This window comes from Burkholderia sp. Bp8963 (genome assembly GCF_003854275.1).
GTDB lineage: Bacteria > Pseudomonadota > Gammaproteobacteria > Burkholderiales > Burkholderiaceae > Burkholderia.
Genome location: NZ_QTQP01000033.1, coordinates 55,718 through 77,561, shown reverse-complemented (window position 1 = coordinate 77,561; position 21,844 = coordinate 55,718). Strand labels below are relative to the sequence as shown.

At 66.4% G+C, this 21,844-nt stretch carries 19 protein-coding genes; 1 reads left to right on the top strand and 18 read right to left on the bottom strand.

The window, feature by feature from the left end; genetic code table 11:
• Window positions 1–11: 11 nt before the first annotated feature.
• Together DID96_RS25065 and DID96_RS25060 are read right to left on the bottom strand one after the other, a co-directional pair.
• Window positions 12–227, bottom strand: a complete 216-nt coding sequence (locus DID96_RS25065; protein WP_124601945.1) for a YdcH family protein — start codon at window positions 225–227, stop codon at window positions 12–14.
• Window positions 228–308: 81 nt separating this feature from the next.
• Window positions 309–1,046 carry a hypothetical protein gene (locus DID96_RS25060; RefSeq protein ID WP_124601944.1) on the bottom strand — a complete coding sequence of 246 codons (738 nt, stop codon included), beginning with the start codon at window positions 1,044–1,046 and terminating at the stop codon, window positions 309–311.
• Window positions 1,047–1,209: 163 nt separating this feature from the next.
• Here DID96_RS25060 and DID96_RS25055 point away from each other — a divergent pair, with 163 nt between their 5' ends.
• Window positions 1,210–3,549 carry a Tex family protein gene (locus tag DID96_RS25055; RefSeq protein ID WP_124601943.1) on the top strand — a complete coding sequence of 780 codons (2,340 nt, stop codon included), beginning with the start codon at window positions 1,210–1,212 and terminating at the stop codon, window positions 3,547–3,549.
• Window positions 3,550–3,662: 113 nt separating this feature from the next.
• Here the strand turns inward: DID96_RS25055 and DID96_RS25050 are convergent, their stop codons facing one another.
• The 16 genes from DID96_RS25050 to rlmN form a co-directional block, all read right to left on the bottom strand.
• Window positions 3,663–5,591: a potassium transporter Kup gene (locus DID96_RS25050; protein WP_185732351.1), complete on the bottom strand. Its 1,929-nt coding sequence runs from the start codon at window positions 5,589–5,591 to the stop codon at window positions 3,663–3,665.
• A 256-nt stretch (window positions 5,592–5,847) separates the two neighbouring features.
• Complete coding sequence (locus DID96_RS25040; protein ID WP_124601942.1) at window positions 5,848–6,444, bottom strand: phosphoribosyltransferase; 597 nt, start codon at window positions 6,442–6,444, stop codon at window positions 5,848–5,850.
• A 7-nt stretch (window positions 6,445–6,451) separates the two neighbouring features.
• Window positions 6,452–7,798, bottom strand: a complete 1,347-nt coding sequence (locus tag DID96_RS25035; RefSeq protein ID WP_124601941.1) for an adenylosuccinate synthase — start codon at window positions 7,796–7,798, stop codon at window positions 6,452–6,454.
• Window positions 7,799–7,910: 112 nt separating this feature from the next.
• A complete protein-coding gene (locus tag DID96_RS25030) occupies window positions 7,911–9,059 on the bottom strand; it encodes an ATP phosphoribosyltransferase regulatory subunit (protein ID WP_124601940.1) in 1,149 nt (382 codons plus the stop codon).
• A gap of 96 nt (window positions 9,060–9,155) precedes the next feature.
• The gene (locus tag DID96_RS25025; RefSeq protein ID WP_124601939.1) at window positions 9,156–9,347 is read right to left on the bottom strand and encodes a DUF2065 domain-containing protein; all 192 of its coding nucleotides are present in this window, start codon (window positions 9,345–9,347) and stop codon (window positions 9,156–9,158) included.
• A gap of 36 nt (window positions 9,348–9,383) precedes the next feature.
• Window positions 9,384–10,283 (bottom strand): protease modulator HflC, encoded by a 900-nt coding sequence (gene hflC, locus DID96_RS25020; protein WP_124601938.1) that lies wholly within the window; start codon window positions 10,281–10,283, stop codon window positions 9,384–9,386.
• A gap of 14 nt (window positions 10,284–10,297) precedes the next feature.
• Complete coding sequence (gene hflK / locus DID96_RS25015) at window positions 10,298–11,644, bottom strand: FtsH protease activity modulator HflK (RefSeq protein ID WP_124601937.1); 1,347 nt, start codon at window positions 11,642–11,644, stop codon at window positions 10,298–10,300.
• Between the two features lie 47 nt (window positions 11,645–11,691).
• Complete coding sequence (hflX, locus tag DID96_RS25010; protein ID WP_185732352.1) at window positions 11,692–12,855, bottom strand: GTPase HflX; 1,164 nt, start codon at window positions 12,853–12,855, stop codon at window positions 11,692–11,694.
• A gap of 72 nt (window positions 12,856–12,927) precedes the next feature.
• Window positions 12,928–13,167: an RNA chaperone Hfq gene (hfq, locus tag DID96_RS25005; RefSeq protein ID WP_047901242.1), complete on the bottom strand. Its 240-nt coding sequence runs from the start codon at window positions 13,165–13,167 to the stop codon at window positions 12,928–12,930.
• A gap of 142 nt (window positions 13,168–13,309) precedes the next feature.
• Window positions 13,310–14,647, bottom strand: coding sequence for a ribosome biogenesis GTPase Der (gene der / locus DID96_RS25000; protein WP_124601935.1), 1,338 nt, complete (start codon window positions 14,645–14,647; stop codon window positions 13,310–13,312).
• A gap of 244 nt (window positions 14,648–14,891) precedes the next feature.
• Window positions 14,892–16,037: an outer membrane protein assembly factor BamB gene (bamB, locus tag DID96_RS24990; RefSeq protein WP_124601934.1), complete on the bottom strand. Its 1,146-nt coding sequence runs from the start codon at window positions 16,035–16,037 to the stop codon at window positions 14,892–14,894.
• A gap of 41 nt (window positions 16,038–16,078) precedes the next feature.
• On the bottom strand, window positions 16,079–16,708 hold the full coding sequence (locus DID96_RS24985; RefSeq protein ID WP_124601933.1) for a tetratricopeptide repeat protein: 630 nt from the start codon (window positions 16,706–16,708) through the stop codon (window positions 16,079–16,081).
• 55 nt (window positions 16,709–16,763) lie between these two features.
• The gene (gene hisS / locus DID96_RS24980) at window positions 16,764–18,104 is read right to left on the bottom strand and encodes a histidine--tRNA ligase (protein ID WP_124601932.1); all 1,341 of its coding nucleotides are present in this window, start codon (window positions 18,102–18,104) and stop codon (window positions 16,764–16,766) included.
• A gap of 16 nt (window positions 18,105–18,120) precedes the next feature.
• Complete coding sequence (ispG, locus tag DID96_RS24975; protein ID WP_124601931.1) at window positions 18,121–19,425, bottom strand: flavodoxin-dependent (E)-4-hydroxy-3-methylbut-2-enyl-diphosphate synthase; 1,305 nt, start codon at window positions 19,423–19,425, stop codon at window positions 18,121–18,123.
• A gap of 85 nt (window positions 19,426–19,510) precedes the next feature.
• Window positions 19,511–20,533 carry a helix-turn-helix domain-containing protein gene (locus tag DID96_RS24970; protein ID WP_124601930.1) on the bottom strand — a complete coding sequence of 341 codons (1,023 nt, stop codon included), beginning with the start codon at window positions 20,531–20,533 and terminating at the stop codon, window positions 19,511–19,513.
• A gap of 166 nt (window positions 20,534–20,699) precedes the next feature.
• Window positions 20,700–21,839 carry a 23S rRNA (adenine(2503)-C(2))-methyltransferase RlmN gene (rlmN, locus tag DID96_RS24965; RefSeq protein ID WP_124601929.1) on the bottom strand — a complete coding sequence of 380 codons (1,140 nt, stop codon included), beginning with the start codon at window positions 21,837–21,839 and terminating at the stop codon, window positions 20,700–20,702.
• Window positions 21,840–21,844: the final 5 nt, after the last annotated feature.

The window sequence follows — 21,844 nt, the reverse complement described above, 5'->3', positions numbered from 1 at the left end:
CCAGGCCGCGCTCAGGCGCGCTTATCCGGTTCCAGCTGCGATTGCAGCATGATGATTTTGTCTTTGGCCGCAAGCTTTTCCTTCTTCAGCCTGTGCAGTGTGATGTCGTCGATGTCGGACCGCCCTTCCTTCAGCTCGATCTCACGAGCGAGCTGAGCATGGAGCTCCTCCAATGAAGCCAAACGGTTGTGCAATTCCTGCTGCTGTTCCGCGTGACGGTTTTGCATATGCACCTCCTCATCGAAGCAGCACGCCGGGTTGCACGCCGGCGCGCTCGGGACTGCTGCCCGGTTCAACGTTCCAACACGTTACTGCCCCTGCTGCTGTTGCTGCCTGGCCTTCTCGGCCGCTTCCTTCTGCCGCTGTTCCACGTCGGCCTTGTGCTGCGCTGCTTCCTTCTGCTTCTGCTCGTAGCGCGCCGCGTTGTCCGCCCGTTCCTGCGCCTTCTGGGCCGCCTGCTGGTGCGCGGCGTCGAGCTTGCGCTGGAAATCGGCCTGCTTCTGGTCGTAAGCCTGCCGGCTCGCCGCGTGCTGCGGGCCTTCCGCGCCACGCTGCGTTTGCTTCAGCGCGTTTTGCTGCTGCTTGTCGCGGTAGGCGGCCGCGTTGGCCGCTTCGTTCGCTGCGCGCTGCGGCGCTTCCGCTGCATTTTGCGCCTGTTTCACCGCGATTTGCTGGTCGCGCTGCTGCGCCCGCACCGCGCGCTGCTCGTCGTCGAGCGCCAGCTGCTCCTGCCGGATGCTCGCGCGCTCCTCGCGCATCTTGTCGCGCGCGTTGCCGAGACAGGAATTGACGAAGAACTTGCTGTAGCAATCGTGCTCCGCCACCGCATAACGATAATCGTTTTCGGCCGTGCGGTGATTGAGCACTTTTTGACGGGCGTCGAAATCGGGGGCGGCGCCGTTCGCAACGGGCGCCGAAGCGGCGGCAGCCGACGCCTGCGCGTGCGCGCCGGCCGGCCCGAAGGACAAAGCCGCAGCGAGCGCTGCGCCGAGCGCGACGAGAGGAAAACGGGAGGTTGGCAACGTCGTAGGAAAGCTGCGGGACATAGGTCAAATTCTATCACCCCGCGGATGGGCGCTTCGCCATTTATGGCAAAATGCCCCGCTTCACTCACCCGCGGCGTCAGGATCGCCGGGCGCGCAGCGAGAGCCCCGCCACGCGGGCCCCGCCGGCCCGCGCCGCGATATCAGCAGGCAGATCATCCACGACATGACGGAAAACGTAGCACTCAAGATCGTACAGCGCATCGCCACCGAACTGACCGTCCAGCCGCGCCAGGTCGCGGCGGCAGTGCAACTCCTCGACGAAGGCTCGACCGTTCCGTTCATCGCCCGGTACCGCAAGGAAGTGACCGGCAACCTGGACGATACGCAGCTGCGCCAGCTCGAAGAACGTCTGCTGTACCTGCGCGAACTCGAAGAGCGCCGCGCCACGATCCTCACGAGCATCGACGAGCAAGGCAAGCTGACCGACGAGCTGCGCGCCGCGATCGACGCCGCCGACAGCAAGCAGGTGCTCGAAGACCTTTATCTGCCGTACAAGCCGAAGCGCCGCACGCGCGCGCAGATCGCCCGCGAAGCCGGCCTCGAGCCGCTCGCGCAGGCGCTGCTCGGCAATCCGCTGCTCGACCCGCAGACCGAGGCGGCCGCCTACGTCGACGCCGACAAGGGCGTTGCCGACGTGAAGGCCGCGCTCGACGGCGCCCGCGACATTTTGTCCGAGCAATTCGGCGAGACGGCCGAGCTGCTCGGCAAGCTGCGCGACTATCTGCACAATCAGGGTGTCGTGTCGTCGGCAGTCGTCGAAGGCAAGGAGAACGAAGAAGGCGAGAAATTCCGCGACTATTACGACTACGCGGAAACGATCAGGACCGTACCGTCGCACCGCGCGCTCGCGCTGTTCCGCGGCCGCAATGCGGGCGTGCTGACCATCAAGCTCGGCCTCGGCGAAGAACTCGACGCGCAAGTGCCGCACCCGGGCGAAGCCATGATCGCGCGCCATTTCGGCATCGCGAACCAGAGCCGGCCGGCCGACAAGTGGCTGTCCGACGTGTGCCGCTGGTGCTGGCGAGTAAAGGTGCAGCCGCACATTGAAAACGAATTGCTGACGCAACTGCGCGAGACCGCCGAGACCGAGGCGATCCGCGTGTTCGCCCGCAACCTGAAGGATCTGCTGCTCGCCGCGCCGGCAGGCCCGAAGGCCGTGATCGGTCTCGACCCCGGCCTGCGTACCGGCGTGAAGGTCGCGGTCGTCGATCGTACCGGCAAGCTGCTCGCGACCGATACGATCTACCCGCACGAGCCGCGCCGCGACTGGGACGGCTCGATTGCGCGGCTCGCGCGCATCGCCGCGCACACGCAGGCGGAACTGATCAGCATCGGTAACGGCACCGCGTCGCGCGAAACCGACAAGCTCGCGAGCGAGCTGATTTCGAAGCACCCCGAACTGCGCCTGCAGAAGATCGTCGTGTCGGAAGCCGGCGCGTCCGTCTATTCGGCGTCCGAGCTCGCCGCGAAGGAATTTCCCGAACTCGACGTGTCGCTGCGTGGCGCCGTGTCGATCGCACGCCGCCTGCAGGATCCGCTCGCGGAACTCGTCAAGATCGAGCCGAAGGCGATCGGCGTCGGCCAGTACCAGCACGACGTCAACCAGCGCGAACTCGCACGGTCGCTCGATGCGGTGGTCGAGGACTGCGTGAACGCGGTCGGCGTCGACGCGAACACCGCGTCGGCCGCGCTGCTGGCACGCGTGTCGGGCCTGAACGCGACGCTCGCGCGCAATATCGTCGACTACCGCGACGCGAACGGTCCGTTCCCGTCGCGCGAGCAACTGCGCAAGGTACCGCGCCTCGGCGACAAGACTTTCGAGCAGGCAGCCGGCTTCCTGCGCATCAACGGCGGCGAGAACCCGCTCGACCGCTCGTCGGTGCACCCGGAAGCGTATCCGGTCGTCGAGCGGATCCTCGCGAAGATCAGCAAGCGCATCGACGACGTGCTCGGCAGCCGCGACGCGCTTGCGGGCCTGTCGCCCGCCGAGTTCGTCGACGAGCGCTTCGGCCTGCCGACCGTGCGCGACATCCTGTCCGAACTCGAGAAACCGGGCCGCGACCCGCGTCCGGAATTCAAGACCGCGACGTTCCGTGATGGCGTCGAGAAGGTGTCGGATCTGGCGCCGGGCATGCTCCTCGAAGGCGTGGTGACCAACGTGGCCGCGTTCGGCGCGTTCGTCGACGTCGGCGTCCATCAGGACGGCCTCGTGCACGTGTCCGCGATGTCGACCAAGTTCATCAAGGATCCGCACGAGGTCGTGAAGGCCGGCCAGGTAGTCAAGGTCAAGGTGCTCGACGTCGACGTCAAGCGCCAGCGTATCGCGCTGACGATGCGTCTCGACGATGAAGTCGGAGCAGGCAGCACCGGCGGCGCGGCCGCGCGTGGCGGCCAGCAGGATCGCGGCGGCGCAGGCCGCGCCCAGGCGCGTCCGGCCCGCTCGCGCGAGCCGGAACCGGCTGGCGCAATGGCCGCCGCATTCGCGAAGCTCAAGCAGCGCTGAGCCCCGCGATCACGGCAAAAATCGCGGAAACAATCGCGGAAACAGAAAGCCCCGCTCGATGGCGGGGCTTTTTTTCGTTCCGTGACTGACGGGACTCGCGTCCCGCCGTCGCGTCAGATCTCGATCTTCGTGCCGAGCTCGACCACGCGGTTGGCCGGAATCGCGAAGAAGTCGGTCGGCTTCGCGGCATTCTGGTGCATCCACGCGAACACGCGTTCGCGCCAGATCGACATGCCGGGCAGCTGCGTCGGCACGACCGTTTCACGAGCGAGGAAGAACGACGTATCCATCAGTTCGAACGTCATCTCGTGCGTGCGCCCGAATTCCTCGAGCACCGCCTTCACGTCCGGCGTCTCGTTGAAGCCGTATTCGGCCCTCACGATATACAGGCCGCCGCCCGCGTCGCGCGAACTCAGCCGCTTGTCGTCGCGCACATACGGGATGTCGCGCGTCACGAACGTGAGGAAGATGGTGCGCTCGTGCAGCACCTTGTTGTGCTTCAGGTTGTGCAGCAGGCTGACGGGCACGAGCTTGTCGTTGCCGGTCAGGTAGATCGCGGTGCCCGACACGCGGTGCGGCGGATGCGCAAGCAAGCCCTGCAGGAACGGCTCGAGCGGGATACCGTCGGCCGCCGTGCGCTCCTTGACGATGTGACGCCCCTTGTACCAGGTCATCAGCAGGAAGAACAGCAGCGCGCCGATGCCGAGCGGCAGCCAGCCGCCCTGCGCGACCTTCAGCAGGTTCGCGCCGAAGAAGCCGAGGTCGACCGCCATGAACACGGCGATGATCGCGCCGACCAGCAGCCTGTTCCAGTTCCACACCTTCACCATCACGACCGCGGCGAGCACGGTCGTGATCACCATCGTCGCGGTCACCGCGATTCCGTATGCGGCGGCGAGGTTGTCCGAGCTCTTGAAGCCGATCACGATGCAGAGGATCACGAACAGCAGCAGCCAGTTCACGACCGGCACATAGATCTGGCCGATCGCCAGTTCGGACGTGTGCAGCACCTTCATGCGCGGCACGTAGCCGAGCTGGATCGCCTGCGAGGTCAGCGAATAGGCGCCGGAAATCACCGCCTGCGACGCGATCACGGTCGCGACCGTCGACAGGATGACGAGCGGCAGCAGCCCCCAGTCGGGTGCGAGCAGGAAGAACGGGTTCTCGATCGCCTTCGGGTTCTGGATCAGCAGCGCGCCCTGGCCGAAATAGTTGAGCACGAGCGACGGCATCACGAGCCCGTACGCGGCGAGGCGGATCGGCTTCGCGCCGAAATGGCCCATGTCCGCGTACAGCGCTTCGGCACCCGTCAGCACCAGCACGACCGAGCCAAGCACGACGTAGGCCTGCAACACGTGGGCCGACATGAACGACACCGCGTAGTACGGATTGATTGCCGCGATGATGCCCGGCACGCGTGCGATGTGATACACGCCGAGCGCCGCGATCGCGACGAACCACAGCACCATGATCGGGCCGAACAGCTTGCCGACCGTCGCGGTGCCGTGGCGCTGGATCCAGAACAGCGCGATCAGGATCACGATCGTGATCGGCAACACGAGATGGGACAGGTGCGGGGTCGCAATCTCGAGACCTTCGACCGCCGACATCACCGAGATCGCCGGCGTGATCACCGCGTCGCCGTAGAACATGCACGCGCCGAAAATCCCGAGTGCCATCAGCGCGCCCGTCACGCGGCTCTTCGAATCGAGCGGCCGCAGCGACAGCGCCATCAGCGCCAGTACGCCGCCCTCGCCGTTGTTGTCGGCGCGCATCACGAACAGCAGGTATTTGATCCCGACCACCAGGATGATTGCCCAGAACAGCAGCGAGATCACCCCGAGAATCGAGCCTTCGGTAAGCGGGATGCCGTGCGCGGGGCTGAACGCCTCTTTCAGCGAATACAGCGGGCTCGTGCCGATGTCGCCGAACACGACGCCGATCGCAGCAATCGCGAGTGCCTGCAGCGAATGTTGTTGCGTCGGCGAGTGCGGCGCGTGGACCGCGTCAGTCGCGTGGGTCGCGTGGGTCGTGTCGTTCATATGAAGCGTAATAATCGGGTCCGGAGCGGACAAAACGAGCGCTATTCTACCTATACATGCATTAAACGCCGCCCGGCCCTGTTGCCGCAAAGCCACGTGATCCACACCGGGCATGCAATGCGGCGCGAGCTGTGGCAGGGCCAGCCATCATATCCGCGGCAGCGGAGTCTGCCTACCCTGCGCCGCGCCCCGCCCATGAAAAACGGCGCCGCAAGCGGCGCCGTGCAAGGGTCTCCAGCGATCGGCAGGCAGGCGCTTACGCGCCCCCGCCGTTACGCTGCGCGTTGCCGCGCTTGATCCAGGCTTCGAGATTGTGCGGGCGAACCGTGTCCCACTCCTCGAACGGCTGATGGATCCACGGATTCGTCGGCAGGAACTGCACGTGGTAATCGGGCTTCACCTTCGAGCAACCCTTGTACCAGAGCACCGCCGAGCGGACGGCCGTGACGGCCGGATAACGCTCCCTCAGGTGCTCCTGAACGCGCGCGAGCGTGACGCCGGAATCGACGAGGTCGTCCACCAGCAGCACGTTGCCCGCGAGCTGGCCGCGCGTCATCGTGATGTACTGCGCGATATCGAGGTCGCCCTGCTCGCGGCCGGCGGCTTCCCGGTACGAACTGGTCGCGAGAATCGCGAGCGGCACGTCGTAGATGCGCGACAGTTGATCGCCGACGCGCAGGCCGCCGCGCGCGAGACACAGGATCTGGTCGAATTTCCAGCCGGATTCGTGCACCTGAAGTGCGAGCAGCTCGATCAGGCGGTGATACTCATCCCAGCCTACCCACAGGTTCTTGTCGTCGTTGCGCGGATCGCTCATCACGAGTGCCGCCGTCATCGTATTTTGCTGCGTCATCAAAAAATCAAACCTTGAACGGATGGCGAAGCAGGATCGTTTCGTCGCGGTCCGGACCGGTCGACACCATGTCGATCGGCACGCCGGCCACTTCCTGCACGCGGGTCAGGTACGCACGGGCGTTTTCCGGCAGCGCATCCCACGTGTTGATGCCGACGGTGCTTTCCTTCCAGCCGACGAACGTCTCGTACACAGGCTCGCAGCGGGCGACATCGGCCGCGCCGCGCGGCAGGATGTCCGCATCCTTGCCGTCGATCTTGTAGCCGACGCACAGCTTGACCTCGTCGAGGCCGTCGAGCACGTCGAGCTTCGTCATGCACAGGCCCGACACGCCATTGATCTGGATCGAGCGGCGCAGCGCGGCCGCGTCGAGCCAGCCGGTGCGGCGCGGGCGACCCGTGACCGAACCGAATTCCTTGCCGACGTTCGCGAGCGTGATGCCGATCTGGTCCTGGCGCTTCGGGTTGTCGGCATCGTACAGCTCGCTCGGGAACGGGCCCGAACCGACGCGCGTGCAATACGCCTTCGTGATGCCGAGGATGTAGTTGAGCTTCTGCGGACCGACACCCGCGCCGGCCGCCGCCGCGCCGGCGACGCAGTTGCTCGACGTGACGAACGGATAGGTGCCGTGATCGATGTCGAGCAGCGTGCCTTGCGCGCCTTCGAACAGCAGGTTCTGGCCCGCGTTGTTCGCGTCGTACAGGCGGCGCGACACGTCGGCCACCATCGGCTTCAGGCGGTCGGCGTAGCCGAGCATCGTGTCGAGCGTGGCCTGGAAGTCGACTGCCGCGCCGCCCAGGTACTGGGTCAGCACGAAGTTGTGGAAGTCGAGGTTCTCGCGCAGGCGGTCGGCGAAGGTCTTCGCGTCGAACAGGTCCTGCACGCGCAGTGCGCGGCGGCCGACCTTGTCTTCGTACGCAGGGCCGATGCCACGGCCGGTCGTGCCGATCTTGCCCGCGCCCTTGCGCGCTTCGCGCGCCTGGTCGATCGCGATGTGATACGGCAGGATCAGCGTGGTTGCTTCGGAAATGAACAGACGCTCGCGCACGTTCAGGCCGGCCTCTTCGAGTTCGCCGATTTCCTTGAACAGTGCCTCGGGGGACAGGACGACGCCGTTGCCGATGTAGCAGGCGACGCCTTCACGCATGATGCCCGACGGGATGAGGCGCAAGATGGTTTTCTTGCCGCCGATGATGAGGGTGTGGCCGGCGTTGTGGCCGCCCTGGAAACGCACGACGCCTTGAGCGTGGTCCGTCAGCCAGTCGACGATCTTGCCTTTGCCTTCATCACCCCACTGAGTCCCCACGACGACGACATTGCGCCCGGGAGTCACATTCACTGCGCTGGCAGACATGTTGATTCGTTAGCTGGTTAAAAACGTATTCTACCTATGTTCGCGGACGATTCCGAATTTTTCCGTTTCGCTTCAACGATATGGATGCCGAAACGCGGTCCGCGAACGCCTATTAACGGGGTTCGACCACCCATGCGCCGCCGCGCTCGACGAGCGAACGGTCGCACGCGAACTCGTCGAGCACGTGATCGTGCCCAGGCAGCGCCTGGATCACCACTTCGCCCGCATCGCGCAGCGCCGCGACGGCCGCACGCAGCGCGTCGTCCTGCGCCCACGGCGCGAGGATCGCCGTGCCGCGCGCCTCGACGGGCGAGATCCGCGCGAGTTCGCGCAGGTCGAGCGAGAAGCCGGTTGCCGGACGCGCACGGCCGTATGCCTGGCCGACATGGTCGTAGCGGCCGCCGCGGGCGACCGCGTTCGGCACGCCGTCGACGTACGCGGAGAACATCGCGCCGCTGTGGTACGCATAGCCGCGCAGATCCGCCAGGTCGATCGCCACTTCGGCGTCCTTCACCTGGGCCGCGAGCTGCGCGAGGTCGTCGAGCGCGCGGGTGATTTCGGGCAGCGCGGGCAGCTTCGCGCGCGCCTCGTCGAGCACGCTCGCATCGCCGTACAGGTGCGGCAGCGCGCGCAGCGCGGCGCGCGTGTCGGCGCCGAGGTCGTCGGTCAACTCGTTCAGCAGCGGCACGTCCTTGCCCGACAGCGCATCGTAGAGCGCCTCGCCGCGCTCGGCCGCCTGCGCATCGCGCGCAAACAGTGCCGCCAGCACCCCGGCGTGGCACAGGTCGAGCCGGATCTTCGACAGGCCGGTCAGGTGCAGCGCGTCGAGCATCAGCTGCTGGACCTCGAGATCAGCTTCGAGCCCCGCGTGGCCGTAGATCTCCGCGCCGATCTGGATCTGCTCGCGCGTCGCGTGCAGGCCGCGCGGACGCGTATGCAGCACGTTGCCCGCATAGCAGAGGCGTGTCACGCCCTGACGGTTCAGCAGATGCGCGTCGATGCGCGCGACCTGCGGCGTGATGTCCGCGCGCAGGCCGAGCGTGCGCCCCGACAGCTGATCGACGAGCTTGAAGGTGCGCAGGCGCAGATCGTTGCCGCCGCTCGTCAGCAGCGACTCGAGGTATTCGAGCAGCGGCGGCATCACCATCTCGTAGCCGTACGAACGGAAGCGATCGAGCAGCCTGCGGCGCAGCTCCTCGATCTTGCGTGCTTCCGACGGCAGTACGTCGGCGATATTCTCGGGAAGTAACCAGGTCGACATCGGTACGGTCCTACGACAGGAAACACGGCGCACGACACGCGCACCGCGGGTGAATCGGATTCGGGTGGAAGCGGACGGGCCCGTGCGCCGTCCGGATCAGGAGGCGAGCAGCAGCAGCGTGAGCCCGAGCGCCATCACGATCAGCCCGCCGATCCGGATATGATGCGGCGGCCGCTCCGCTATTCTACGAAACGTGTCGCGCCAGGCGACGGGAAACACGAAGGGGAACGCCCCCTCGATGATCAACATCAGCGCAACTGCGAGCAACAACGAGCCAGCCAGGTCCATGCGAGCGACGGCGCCGCACGAAACGGCGCCCCAAGGTCAATGTTTGCGGGGAGCGGGCGCCGCCGGTGCGGCACCGCCCGTCGGGCTGCGCATGAAGCGGAAGAACTCGCTGTCAGGATCGACGACGATGATGTCGTTGCGCTTGAAGGTATTCCGATAGGCCTGCAGGCTCGCGTAGAACTGGTAGAACTGCGGATCGCGGCCGTACGCATCGGCGGCGATCGTCGCGGCCTTCGCATCGCCCTCGCCCTTGATCGTCTGCGCGCTCTTGTACGCGTTGGCGATCACGGCCTGCTGCTCGCGCTCCGCGTCCGCCTTGATCTGCTCGACGTCCGTTGCGCCCTCGGCGCGGACCTGCTCAGCCTGACCATGCAGCGCCGTGATCATCCGCTGATACGCGGCGTCGGCCTGCGCTGCCGGCAGGTCGACACGCGTGAGCTGGACGTCGGCCACGTCGACACCGAACGCGGACGCCTTCGCCTGCAATACGCCGCGGGCCGAGTCGCCGATCGCGCGCTGCGCGCCGATCGCATCGTCGAGCGCGTGCTGGCCGATCGCATCGCCCAGCGCACCCTTCATCGCGGCGGTCAGCCGGTCGGCGGCCGCAGCCGGCTCACCGCCCGTCGCGATGAAATACTTCATCGGATCGGCGATCCGATACTTGACCGCGTAGCCGACGAGCAGGTCGTGCTTGTCGGCGGTCGAGAACTGCTGCGGATCGGCCGACTCGAGCGACTGCAGGCGCGTGTCGATCAGCGTCGCCGCCTGCAACGGCGGCGGCAGCTTGAAATGGACACCGGGACCAGCCAGCGACGGCTGCTCGCCGGCGCGGCCGGACAATACGGCCATATGGCGCGGATCGACGGTCAGCACGGTCGACGACGCGGCGAAGGCCGCGATCACGATCGCGACGACGAGCGCAATGATTCGATTCATGACATGCGCCCCCGTTACTTCAGATCGTCTTCGCGCGACCGGCTGCGGAACGCTTCGCGCGATCGCAGCACGTCGCTGCCTGGCGCCGGCGCGGCCGCGGCCGCACTGGCAGGCGCAGCAGCAGTCGGCGCCGAGCTTGCGGCCGCCGCGGATGCCGCGTCGGGCGCGGCTGCGCCGGACGACGGTGCCGCTTTCGCCGCGCCCTGACGGCCCTGCTCGACCAGCTTGTCGAGCGGGAGGTACAGCACGTTGTTGCCGCCCTTGTTACCGACGAAAACTTTCGTCGAGTTCGAATAGATTTCCTGCATGGTCTCCAGGTACATCCGTTCGCGGATCACGGCCGGCGCCTTCGAGTACTGCGCATAGACCTGCTTGAACCGCTCGGCGTCGCCTTCCGCCTGCGTGACGACGCGATCCGCATACGCCTTCGCGTCGTCGACGAGCTTCGCCGCATCGCCCTGTGCCTTCGGCAGCAGGTCGCTCGCAGACGCATGCGCGGCACGCTTCGCCGCTTCGCGCTCATCCCGCGCCTTCGCCACTTCGGCGTACGCGGCCTGCGTCTGCTCGGGCGCGGCAACGCTCTGCATCGTCACGCCGGTCACCTCGAGGCCTGTCTGGTAGCGGTCGAGATCGCGCTGGATCGCTTCGGTCAGCGGCTGGCGCAGCGCATCGCGATCCTGGCTCAGGATGTCCGCCGCGCTGCGCGTGCCGACGATCGCGCGCACCGCGGCCTGCGCGGCCTGCGACACGCTGCGCTCCGGATCGACGCTGCGGAACAGGTAGTCGGTCGCCGAGCGAATCCGGTACTGGACCGAGAAGCGTACGTCGACGATGTCCGCGTCGCGGGTCAGCATCGACGCTTCCTTGACGTTCGCGATACGCACGACGTTGTTGCGGCCGATCTCGATCGAACGGACCTGCGTCGTGTCGACGATTTCATGCGACCCGAACGGATACGGCGCGCGCCAGTGCACGCCCTGGCCGACGGTGCCGGCAAGGCGGCCGAGCTGCAGCACGACGCCCGTCTGGCCCTCCTGCACGACGAACAGGCCGCTGCCCGCATAGACCGCGACGAGCACGCCGATCACGATGCCGACGCCGACCCGCGCGGCACGGCCATTGTCCGGACGAAAACCGTTGCCGCCCTTGCCGCCAATCAGGCCGCTCAGGCGCCGGTTGAAGTTGCGCCACATTTCGTCGAGATCGGGGGGACCTTCGCCATCACCGCCCGGCGGGCGCTTCGATTCATTCGCGCGGGGCTGGGTCCCGCCATTGCCTTCGCCACGTCCCCAGCGGGGATCGTTGATCGACAGCAAGGCGCGCATCCGCCGCCCGTTACTCCGCTCGTTGTATTCGTTCACCAGAGTGTGTTCACCAGATTGGACGCCGGCGAACCGGCCGGGACCGGTTAGCGCCCGTGTTCGGAAAGCGTGTGGTCTTCGTGTGATTCTGCAGGCGTGCCGTCGAACGGCATCGCGCCCGAAAGGTGTTCCGCGGAAGCGATCTCGGCAATGGCGGCGCGCAGCGCGTCAAGACCCTGACCGGTGCGCGCGCTCAAAAAGACGCGCGAAATATTACCATACTCGTCCCGCTCGACCGCGTCGCCGCGGGCCGCCAGCTCAGGCACGGCGTCGATCTTGTTGAACACCAGGATCTGCCGGACCGTGTCCGCGCCGATCTCGTGCAGCACCTCGTTGACCTGCTCGATCTGCTCGAGCCGCACCGCGCTCGACGCATCGACGACGTGCAGCAGCAGGTCCGCGTGGATTGTTTCCTCGAGCGTCGCGCGGAACGCAGCGACGAGCTGGTGCGGCAGTTCGCGGATGAAACCGACGGTGTCCGACACGACGATCTGGCCCACCTCGTCGCCGAGGTACACGCGCCGCGACGTCGTATCGAGCGTCGCGAACAGCTGGTCGGCCGCATAGGCCTGCGCTTTCGTCAGTGCATTGAAGAGCGTCGACTTGCCCGCGTTCGTGTAGCCGACGAGCGATACCGACATCGTGCCGCTGCGCGCCCGCTGGCGGCGTTGCGTGTGGTGCTGCCGGCGCAGCCGTTCGAGCCGCGACTTCAGCATCTTGATGCGTTCGCCGATCAGCCGGCGGTCGGTTTCGAGCTGGGTTTCGCCGGGGCCGCGCAGGCCGATACCACCCTTTTGCCGCTCGAGGTGGGTCCACGCGCGGATCAGCCGGGTCGACAGGTATTGCAGCTGCGCGAGCTCGACCTGCAGCTTGCCTTCGTGACTGCGCGCACGCTGCGCGAAGATGTCGAGGATCAGACTCGTGCGGTCGACCACCCGCCTGTTAAGCGCACGCTCCAGATTGCGTTGCTGGGCCGGCGCCAGTGCGTGGTTGAAGATGACGATTTCGACGTCGTTGGCTTCGCAGGCGAGCCGTAATTCCTCGGCTTTGCCGCTGCCGACGAACATCGCGGCATCGGGACTGGACCGGCGGCCGGTCAGCGTGACGGCGGGATGCGCACCCGCGCTGGATGCGAGAAGACTGAGTTCTTCGAGACTGGCTTCGAAATCGGTCTTGCCGAAATCGATGCCGACGAGCGCTGCGTTGATCAAATTATCGGGTGTCAAGATGTGGCGGCTGGCATCGGTCGCACGCGGCGACCGGATGCCGGCCGCGGCGATGGGTTAGGACGTGGCTTCCGCGTCCGGGTGGAAATTCACCGGGCGCGCCGGTACGACCGTCGAGATGGCGTGCTTGTAGACCATCTGGGTTACCGTATTACGGAGCAACACGACGTACTGGTCGAACGATTCGATGTTCCCTTGGAGCTTGATGCCGTTGACGAGATAGATCGAAACGGGCACGTGCTCCTTGCGCAGTGCGTTCAAAAACGGGTCTTGTAACAATTGCCCTTTGTTGCTCATGGCGTACTCCATCTTTTTTTGCAGGTTGATCTGGATTGGCGACGAAGAAAAAGAGATCCGGCGCCAATCGCTACACTATAGCCGATTTTACCTGCCCCGCCCGGGCGTAGGCCATACGGCCTAGCCGTTGCGGGGCGTGCGTTCAGCTCTTGTCCGCGTACGGATTGTTCGACGAACGGAACTCTATGCGCAATGGAGTCCCGGTCAGGGAGAAAGTTTCGCGGAAACGGTTCTCCAGGTAGCGCTTGTAGGTTTCCGTCACGGCATCGAGCGCATTGCCATGGATCACGATGATCGGCGGATTCTGGCCGCCCTGGTGCGCGTAGCGCAGCTTCGGGCGCACGGGGCCGCGGCGGCGCGGCTGCTGGAACTCGACCGCCTCGATCAGCGCGCGCGTGAGCTTCGGCGTCGGCAGCTTCGCCATCGCCGCCGCATACGCGTCGTCGACCGAGCGCATCAGCGTGCCGATGCCCGTCTTCTTCGCGGCGGAAATGAAGTGCGACTTCGCGAAGTCGAGGAACTTCAGCTTGCGGGTCAAATCCGCTTTCGCGCGATCGCGCGCGTGCTCGTCGAGCCCGTCCCACTTGTTGACGCCGATCACGAGCGCACGGCCCTGCTCGACGACGAAGCCCGCGATATGCGCGTCCTGGTCGGAAATGTCCTGCTGCGCGTCCAGCAGAAGAATGACGACGTTCGCGTCGGAGATCGACTGCAGCGTCTTCACGACCGAGAACTTTTCGATCGCTTCGAATACCTTGCCGCGGCGGCGCAGGCCGGCCGTGTCGATCAGCGTGTATTTCTTGCCGTTACGCTCGAAGTCGACGTAGATCGAGTCGCGCGTCGTGCCCGGCATGTCGAATGCGATCACGCGGTCTTCGCCGATCAGCGCGTTGACGAGCGTCGACTTGCCGACGTTCGGCCGCCCGACGATCGCGATCTTGATGCCGCGCGACGGATCGTTGTCGTCCTCTTCATCCGGCTGATCCGCGTACGCGACCTCGAGCGCCTCGTTGATCATGTCGGTGACGCCGTCGCCGTGCGCCGCCGAGATCGCGCGCGGATCGCCGAGCCCGAGCTCGTAGAAGTCCGACGCGACCGCCGTGTACTTCATCCCCTCGGCCTTGTTGACGACGAGGAAGATCGGCCGGCCGGTCTTGCGCAGGTAGTCGGCGATCGACTTGTCCTGCGGCGCGAGCCCGTTGCGGCCGTCGACGATGAACACGACGACGTCGGCCTCTTCGACCGCCTGGCGCGTCTGGCGCGCCATCTCGTGCAGGATGCCGTCCTTCGCGACCGGCTCGAAGCCGCCCGTGTCGACGACGAGATAAGGCCGCTCGCCGACCCGACCTTCGCCGTAATGGCGATCGCGCGTCAGGCCCGGCAAGTCAGCGACCAGCGCATCGCGCGAGCGCGTGAGCCGGTTGAACAGCGTGGATTTCCCCACATTGGGGCGCCCAACGAGGGCAATGACCGGTTTCATCTGTGTTGTCTACGGTGATGCGCAGCAGCGGGAGGCCCGCTGCTGCGGGCGGCTGCGCTGAATGAAAATATCACGAATTCGCGCCGCGCCGGATGCGCGCGCCAGGCGCGCACTGCGCGCCATCATGCTTTCTCTCGAACTGCCTTTCAAATACCGAGCGGCCGGGGACACCGGCCGCCATCATTTCACGCGCCGGCGCGGCATGCGGGACCTGCCCGCGCCGCGGCCTGCGCGCCGTTGCGCGTCAGCGCGGACGGAAGCCGTACAGGCCACCATCCTTCGTCTGCACGACGAGCGTGTTGCCCGCGAGAACGGGCGCCGCCGTGATCGCGCTGCCGTCGGTCTTCATCCGCGCGATGAAGCTGCCATCCTCGCGCGACAGGAAATGCACGAAGCCCTTGTAGTCGCCCATCACGACTGCATGGCCGAGCAGATAGGGCACGCCGACGTCACGGCTCTTCAGCTTCTCGTTGCGCCACAGCTCGTTGCCGCTTGCCGCGTCGTACGCGCTCACGACCGACCAGTCGTCGCCGCCCGCGACGACCGAATCGTCCTGCGCGAGGCCGCTGCGGCTCGAGAACGTCTTTTCCCACAGCGGGCGCCCCGAGTTCGCGTCGAAGCAACCGAGCTGGCCCTGGAACGTCACCGCGCAGGCTTCGGCGCCGACGAGCGTCGGCGGACCGCTGACGTCGTTGATGCGCTCGACTTCCGTCACGCCCTTCGGGAACGACACGGGCGTCTGCCAGTACGGCTCGCCCGTCTGCAGGTTGATCGCGACGAGGCCGCCGCCCGGGAAGCCCGCGAGCACCGCGGCGTCGCCCGCGAACGTCATGCCCGCCGACACGCGCAGGTTCAGCGGCACCGCGCGGTTGCGGTAGTTCCACTTCTGCTCGCCCGTCTGCGCATTGAACGCGATCACCTGGCCGTCGATCGTGCGGACAATCACGAGACCGTTGCCGACGAGCGGCGGCGAGAAGATCTCGCCCTGCACGGACGTCTTCCACAGCAGCTTGCCGTCCTGGCCGAGCACGAACACGCCGCCCTTCAGCGCGCCGACCGCGGTCAGGTTGCCGTCGCTGCCGACACCCGCCGACAGGTCCGAATCGAGCTTGGTGCGCCAGATCCGCTGCCCGGTCTTCGCGTCGATCTTCTCGACCGAGCCGTTCGCGCCGGCCGCGTACACGGCATCGCCCACCGCCACCGGCGAGAACAGGTAGCGATCGCCCTTGCCGACGCTCGCCGACCAGACCTGTTGCACGTCGAGGACGGATTTGAACTCGGTGAGCGGCGTCGGCACGCGACGCGCGTCCTTCGTCGACGAGCAGGCCCCCAGCGCCAGGACGGCCGCCGCGCAGGCAACGGGCACAGCGTAACGTTTCAGCAAATTCATCGGTTAGCGAAGCAAAGTTAAGAGGTTGAGGGGGCCGGCGCTCAGCCGCCGAGCGCGTCCAGCTTGAACTGCACGAGCTGGCGCGCCGACTGGTCTTCCTTCGGCAGGCCGTCGAGCGCGAGCTTGTACGCGGCGCGCGCGTCGTCGGTCTTGCCTTGCGCGGCGAGCAGATCGCCACGGCGATCGGCCACGAGACCCTTGAACGCATCGACCGGCGTACCCGACAGCAGCGCGAGCCCCGCGTCGTACGCCTTCTCGTCGAGCAGCAGCGACGCGAGGCGCAGCTTCGCGATCTGCTTGTACTCGTCGTCCTTCGCGTGATCGGCCGCCCATTGCAGCTGCGCCTTCGCACCGGCGACATCGCCTGCGGCGTACAGCACCTTCGCGGCCGCGAGCGCCGTCATCTGCGCATACGGCGTGCTGCCGTACTTGTCTTCCATGTCGGTGGCGGCGCGGGCCATCGTCGTCTTGTCGTTCGCCGCGGCGGCCTTCTGCACCTGCTCGTACAGGCCGGACGCCTCGGCGGCCTGACGACGCTGCCAGTAATTCCAGCCGTTGAAACCGGCCGCGACGACGAGCGCCGCGAGGACGATCCACGTGGCGAGGTTGCCCCAGCGGGCCCACCACGCCTTGAGGCTTTCAATCGATTCTTGTTCGTCGTGGTAACTCATCGGCGAGCGATTCCTTCCTGTTCAGGCCTTTGTTGTCGAGCGGACGCCAGCGCGATCAGTCGTCGCCGTCTTCGGCGGATGCAACCATCGCATTGATTAGGAATTCGGTCAAGCTTTCGACCGGTACGGTCTGCTGAACGTTCTTTTCCCCTTCCTCGCCGACACCGCGCAGCGCTTTCACGCCCACCGTGCCGTTCGCGATCTCCTCTTCGCCGAAGATCACCGCGAATGCGGCGCCGCTCGCATCGGCACGCTTCATCTGCGACTTGAAGCTCGCCGGCGCGCCATCCGCGCTGCAGTGGAAGATCACGTCGAGGCCCGTGTCACGCAGCCGCTCGGCCGCGATGAACGCCTGCTCGCGCGCCGCTTCGCCCTGGTGCACGACGTACACGTCGACGCCGTCCTGCTCGGGCACGAGCTGCTCTTCCTTCAGCAGCTCGAGAATGCGCTCGACGCCCATTGCCCAGCCGCACGCGGCGGTCGGCTTGCCGCCGAGCTGCTCGATCAGCGGATCGTAGCGGCCGCCGGCTGCCACCGTGCCCTGCGCGCCGAGCTTGTCGGTCACCCACTCGAACACGGTCAGGTTGTAGTAGTCGAGGCCACGCACGAGACGCGGGTTGATCGTGAACGGAATGTTGTTCGCCTTCAGCAGGCGCTGCAGCCCTTCGAAGTGCGCACGCGATTCGTCGCCGAGGAAGTCGATCAGCTTCGGCGCGTTCTGCGCGATCTCCTGAAGCGCCGGGTTCTTCGTGTCGAGCACGCGCAGCGGGTTCGTATACAGGCGGCGCTGCGCTTCGGCGTCCAGCGCGTCGACGTGCTGCTCGAGATACTTGATCAGCTCGACGCGGTGCGCTGCGCGCTCTTCCGCGAGACCGAGCGAATTGATCTCGAGCTTGATGCCCATCAGGCCGAGGTCGTCCCACAGCCGCTGGCACATCATGATGATTTCCGCGTCCGCGTCCGGGCCCGCGAAACCGAGCGCCTCGACGCCGACCTGGTGGAACTGGCGGTAGCGGCCGCGCTGCGGACGCTCGTGACGGAACATCGGGCCGATGTACCACAGGCGCTTCGGGCCGTCGTACAGCATGTTGTGCTCGATCGCAGCACGCACGACGGCGGCCGTGTTCTCCGGGCGCATCGTCAGGTGCTCGCCGTTCAGCGAGTCGGTGAAGCTGTACATCTCCTTCTCGACGATGTCCGTGACTTCGCCGATGCCGCGCGTGAAGAGCTGCGTGTGCTCGACGATCGGCGTGCGGATGTTCTGGTAGCCGTAGGCGCGCAGCAGCGACTTCACGGTGGCTTCGAAGAATTCCCACAGGCCGGCATCCTGCGGGAGGATGTCGTTCATGCCCTTGACGCCCGTGAGCTTCTCGATCTTGCGTTTTTGTTCAGTCATCGTGTGTGTTGACGGATTAGTTCAGTGCCGCAGCGCGGCCATAGGTGCGTTCGACGTAATCGCTGACGATCTGCTGGAATTCCTCTGCGATGTGTTCGCCGCGCAGCGTCTTGACCTTCTCGCCGTCGATGAAGACAGGCGCGGCCGGATTCTCGCCGGAACCCGGCAGGCTGATGCCGATGTTCGCGTGCTTCGATTCGCCCGGGCCGTTGACGATGCAGCCCATCACCGCGACGTTCATCGTCTCGACGCCCGGATAGGTCTTGCGCCAGACCGGCATCTGCTCGCGCAGGTAGGTCTGGATCTGCATCGCGAGCTCCTGGAACAGCGTGCTCGTCGTGCGGCCGCAACCCGGGCACGCGATCACCATTGGTGCGAACGAGCGCATGCCCATCGTCTGCAGGATTTCCTGGCCGACCACCACTTCGCCCGTGCGCGGCGCGCCCGGCTCCGGCGTCAGCGAGATGCGAATCGTGTCGCCGATGCCTTCCTGCAGCAGCACGCCGAGCGCCGCCGTCGATGCGACGATGCCCTTCGAGCCCATGCCCGCCTCGGTCAGCCCGAGGTGCAGCGCGAAGCCGCAGCGACGCGCCAGTTCGCGGTACACGGCGATCAGGTCCTGCACGCCGCTGACCTTGCACGACAGCACGATGCGGTCACGGCCGAGACCCAGTTCGACCGCGCGCTCGGCCGAGCCGACCGCCGACTGGATCAGCGCCTCGTACATCACGCTCTGCGCATCCCACGGTTGCGCGCGCGTACCGTTCTCGTCCATCATCCGCGCGAGCAGGTCCTGGTCGAGGCTGCCCCAGTTCACGCCGATCCGCACCGCCTTGTCGTACTTGATCGCCGCTTCGATCATCTGCGCGAACTGCGTGTCGCGTTTCGCGCCATGGCCGACGTTGCCGGGGTTGATCCGGTACTTCGACAGCGCCTCCGCGCAGCCCGGATGGTCGCGCAGCAGCAGGTGGCCGTTGTAATGGAAGTCGCCGACGAGCGGCACCGTCACGCCCATCCGGTCGAGCTGCTCGCGGATCGCCGGCACGGCGGCCGCCGCCTCGGGCGTGTTGACCGTGATGCGCACCAGTTCGGAGCCCGCGTTCGCGAGCTCCTTGATCTGGATCGCCGTACCGATCGCGTCCGCGGTATCGGTGTTCGTCATCGACTGGACGCGCACCGGCGCATCGCCGCCGATCGTCACGAGCTGCCCGCCCCAACGGACATTCACCGCATGCGACACGCGGCGCGGCGCATGCCCGCCGAACACCGGCTCGGTTGAACAAATCTGACTGCTGCGTGGGGATTGAGCTTCGGATTGCATCGATAGATCCATTTACGCGGAATGCGCCGCAACGCGGCACATGAATTGAAAAAGCGCCGTGCCCGCTTAGCCACGGCGCTTGCCGTCAGGGCAACGTGAACCGCGCCACGTTCCCCCGCGCTGCCGAATATTTTGCCGGATCGACGGGTTTACCGTCGAACGCGATCGTGTCCAGACCCGCCTTGTTGCCGATCGTGACCTTCAGCGGACCGTTACCCGCGACCTGCTTCGTCTCGCCGGCGCGCACCAGCGACGAGAACAGTTCCTTGCCGTTCTTGTCGCGCACGCTGAACCAGCTGTCCTGCTTGACCTTCAGCTCAAGAACCGACTGGCCTGCCGCGACGACAACGCTCGCCGGCTGGGCCGCTGCCGCCACCGCGCTCGCTGCCGGCGCAATCGCCGCGGGCTGCGACACCGGCGCGACCGCCGCCGGCGCAGCCGATGCCACCGCTTGCGGCACCGCCGCCGCGACACCCGACGTCGCCGCCGCGGCCGGAACCTGATGGACCGCTGACGCCGACGCGACGACCGCACTCGCTTCGCCGACGGACGACGCCGCTTCAATAGGTGCAGACGCCTGCGCAGCGGACGCACCCTGCGCGCCGCCGCCCTTGAAGCGGGCGAGCCAGTTCGACGAATCGCCGCCAGTGTGCCACATCGCCGCGGCGATCACCGCGACGACGGCGGCAGCGGTCCCCCACATCCACGGACGGTGTCGCGACGGGCCGCCGAGCGGAATCGACACGCGCCCGCGCGGCAGATCCGTCCCCGACGCCGCCGGCATCGACAGATCCACCTCCGGCACGCCGCGCTCGCGGCGCAGCGCCTGAGCGAACGGCTCCGGATCGACGCCGAGCATCTTCGCGTAGCTGCGCACGACACCGAGCGCGAACGTCACGCCGGGCAGATGGCTGATGTCGCCCGCCTCGAGCGCCCGCAGCTTCGGCGGTGCGACCTTGAGCCGCGCCGACACGTCGTCGACCGTCCAGCCCCGCGCCTCCCGAAGCTGCGCCAACCGGCTTCCCACGGCGGCCAGCGATTCCAGTCCGGCCGTTACCGGTTTGCCGGCGTTCGTCTCTGCGCCGTTTGACGGCTGCGGCTCACTCATCCTTGTCCTCGCGTCGATTCTTCTTCACTGGCGAGCGCTGCCGGCTCCTGCCGGCGCCGCGCCCGCGACCGTCCATGCCATGCGCGGCGCACCTGGCGCCGCGTCCGATCGCTATTCGCGTGTTGTACCGCCAAAAAGTCCGGACATCCCCAGCCAGGCGCCCCTGTTAAATCGCCCGAACCTCGATAATTTTCCCTGCTGCGCCCGTCCGTTCCGCGAGGCGCGTGCGATCCTTCACCGTACCTGCCAGCTGACCGCACGCGGCGTCGATGTCGTCGCCGCGCGTCTTGCGCACCGTCGTGACGACACCCGCGTCGATGAGCACCTGCGCAAAGCGCTTGATCTGCTCCGGCTTCGATCGGATAAGACCCGACTCCGGAAACGGATTGAACGGGATCAGATTGAACTTGCACGGGACGTCGCGCGTCACCGCGAGCAGTTCACGCGCATGCGCTTCGGTGTCGTTGACGCCGTCGAGCATGCAGTATTCGAACGTGATGAAGTCGCGCGGCGCGACTTTCAGATAGCGCTGGCACGCGGCCATCAGCTCGCGAAGCGGATGCTTCTTGTTGAGCGGCACCAGTTCGTCGCGCAGCGCATCGTTCGGCGCATGCAGCGACACGGCCAGCGCAACCGGCAATTCGGCGCCGAGGCGGTCCATCATCGGCACGACACCGGACGTCGACAGCGTGACGCGGCGGCGCGACAGCCCGTACGCGTTGTCGTCGAGCATCAGCCGCATCGCAGGCACGACCGCGCTGTAATTCAGAAGCGGCTCACCCATGCCCATCATCACCACGTTGGTGATCACCCGTTCGGCCTTGCCGTTCGGGCCGGGCGCACGCCCGAGCGACGCACGCAATGCAAATTCGGCCATCCGCAGCTGGCCGATGATTTCGCCTGTCGACAGGTTGCGGGAGAAACCCTGCTTGCCCGTCGAGCAGAAGCGGCAATTGACCGCGCACCCCGCCTGCGACGACACGCACAGCGTGCCGCGCGTCTCTTCCGGGATGAAAACGGTTTCGACCGCGTTGCCGTTTCCGACGTCGATCAGCCACTTGCGCGTGCCGTCGGCGGAAACGTGATCGCTGGCGATATCCGGCATCGCGATCGTCGCGCGGCCCTTGAGCTTTTCCCTCAGGGATTTCGCGAGATCGGTCATGCCGTCGAAATCGCCGGCGTTATATTGGTGGATCCAGCGCTGCAACTGCTTGGCGCGGAACGGCTTCTCGCCGAGGCTGCCGCAGTACGCGACAAGGCCCTCGGCGTCGAAGTCGAGAAGATTGACGGAAGTTTCGCTCGTCATGGTGC

Excerpts from the sequence above, each read along its gene's own strand:
- hisS (WP_124601932.1), bottom strand. The coding sequence starts at position 18,104 with ATGACTGAACAAAAACGCAAGATCGAGAAGCTCACGGGCGTCAAGGGC.
- der (WP_124601935.1), bottom strand. The coding sequence starts at position 14,647 with ATGAAACCGGTCATTGCCCTCGTTGGGCGCCCCAATGTGGGGAAATCC.
- DID96_RS25030 (WP_124601940.1), bottom strand. The coding sequence starts at position 9,059 with ATGTCGACCTGGTTACTTCCCGAGAATATCGCCGACGTACTGCCGTCG.
- DID96_RS24970 (WP_124601930.1), bottom strand. The coding sequence starts at position 20,533 with ATGAGTGAGCCGCAGCCGTCAAACGGCGCAGAGACGAACGCCGGCAAA.
- hflC (WP_124601938.1), bottom strand. The coding sequence starts at position 10,283 with ATGAATCGAATCATTGCGCTCGTCGTCGCGATCGTGATCGCGGCCTTC.
- ispG (WP_124601931.1), bottom strand. The coding sequence starts at position 19,425 with ATGCAATCCGAAGCTCAATCCCCACGCAGCAGTCAGATTTGTTCAACC.
- DID96_RS25035 (WP_124601941.1), bottom strand. The coding sequence starts at position 7,798 with ATGTCTGCCAGCGCAGTGAATGTGACTCCCGGGCGCAATGTCGTCGTC.
- DID96_RS24985 (WP_124601933.1), bottom strand. The coding sequence starts at position 16,708 with ATGAGTTACCACGACGAACAAGAATCGATTGAAAGCCTCAAGGCGTGG.
- DID96_RS25050 (WP_185732351.1), bottom strand. The coding sequence starts at position 5,591 with ATGAACGACACGACCCACGCGACCCACGCGACTGACGCGGTCCACGCG.
- hfq (WP_047901242.1), bottom strand. The coding sequence starts at position 13,167 with ATGAGCAACAAAGGGCAATTGTTACAAGACCCGTTTTTGAACGCACTG.
- bamB (WP_124601934.1), bottom strand. The coding sequence starts at position 16,037 with ATGAATTTGCTGAAACGTTACGCTGTGCCCGTTGCCTGCGCGGCGGCC.
- rlmN (WP_124601929.1), bottom strand. The coding sequence starts at position 21,839 with ATGACGAGCGAAACTTCCGTCAATCTTCTCGACTTCGACGCCGAGGGC.
- DID96_RS25025 (WP_124601939.1), bottom strand. The coding sequence starts at position 9,347 with ATGGACCTGGCTGGCTCGTTGTTGCTCGCAGTTGCGCTGATGTTGATC.
- DID96_RS25055 (WP_124601943.1), top strand. The coding sequence starts at position 1,210 with ATGACGGAAAACGTAGCACTCAAGATCGTACAGCGCATCGCCACCGAA.
- DID96_RS25040 (WP_124601942.1), bottom strand. The coding sequence starts at position 6,444 with ATGACGCAGCAAAATACGATGACGGCGGCACTCGTGATGAGCGATCCG.
- DID96_RS25060 (WP_124601944.1), bottom strand. The coding sequence starts at position 1,046 with ATGTCCCGCAGCTTTCCTACGACGTTGCCAACCTCCCGTTTTCCTCTC.
- DID96_RS25065 (WP_124601945.1), bottom strand. The coding sequence starts at position 227 with ATGCAAAACCGTCACGCGGAACAGCAGCAGGAATTGCACAACCGTTTG.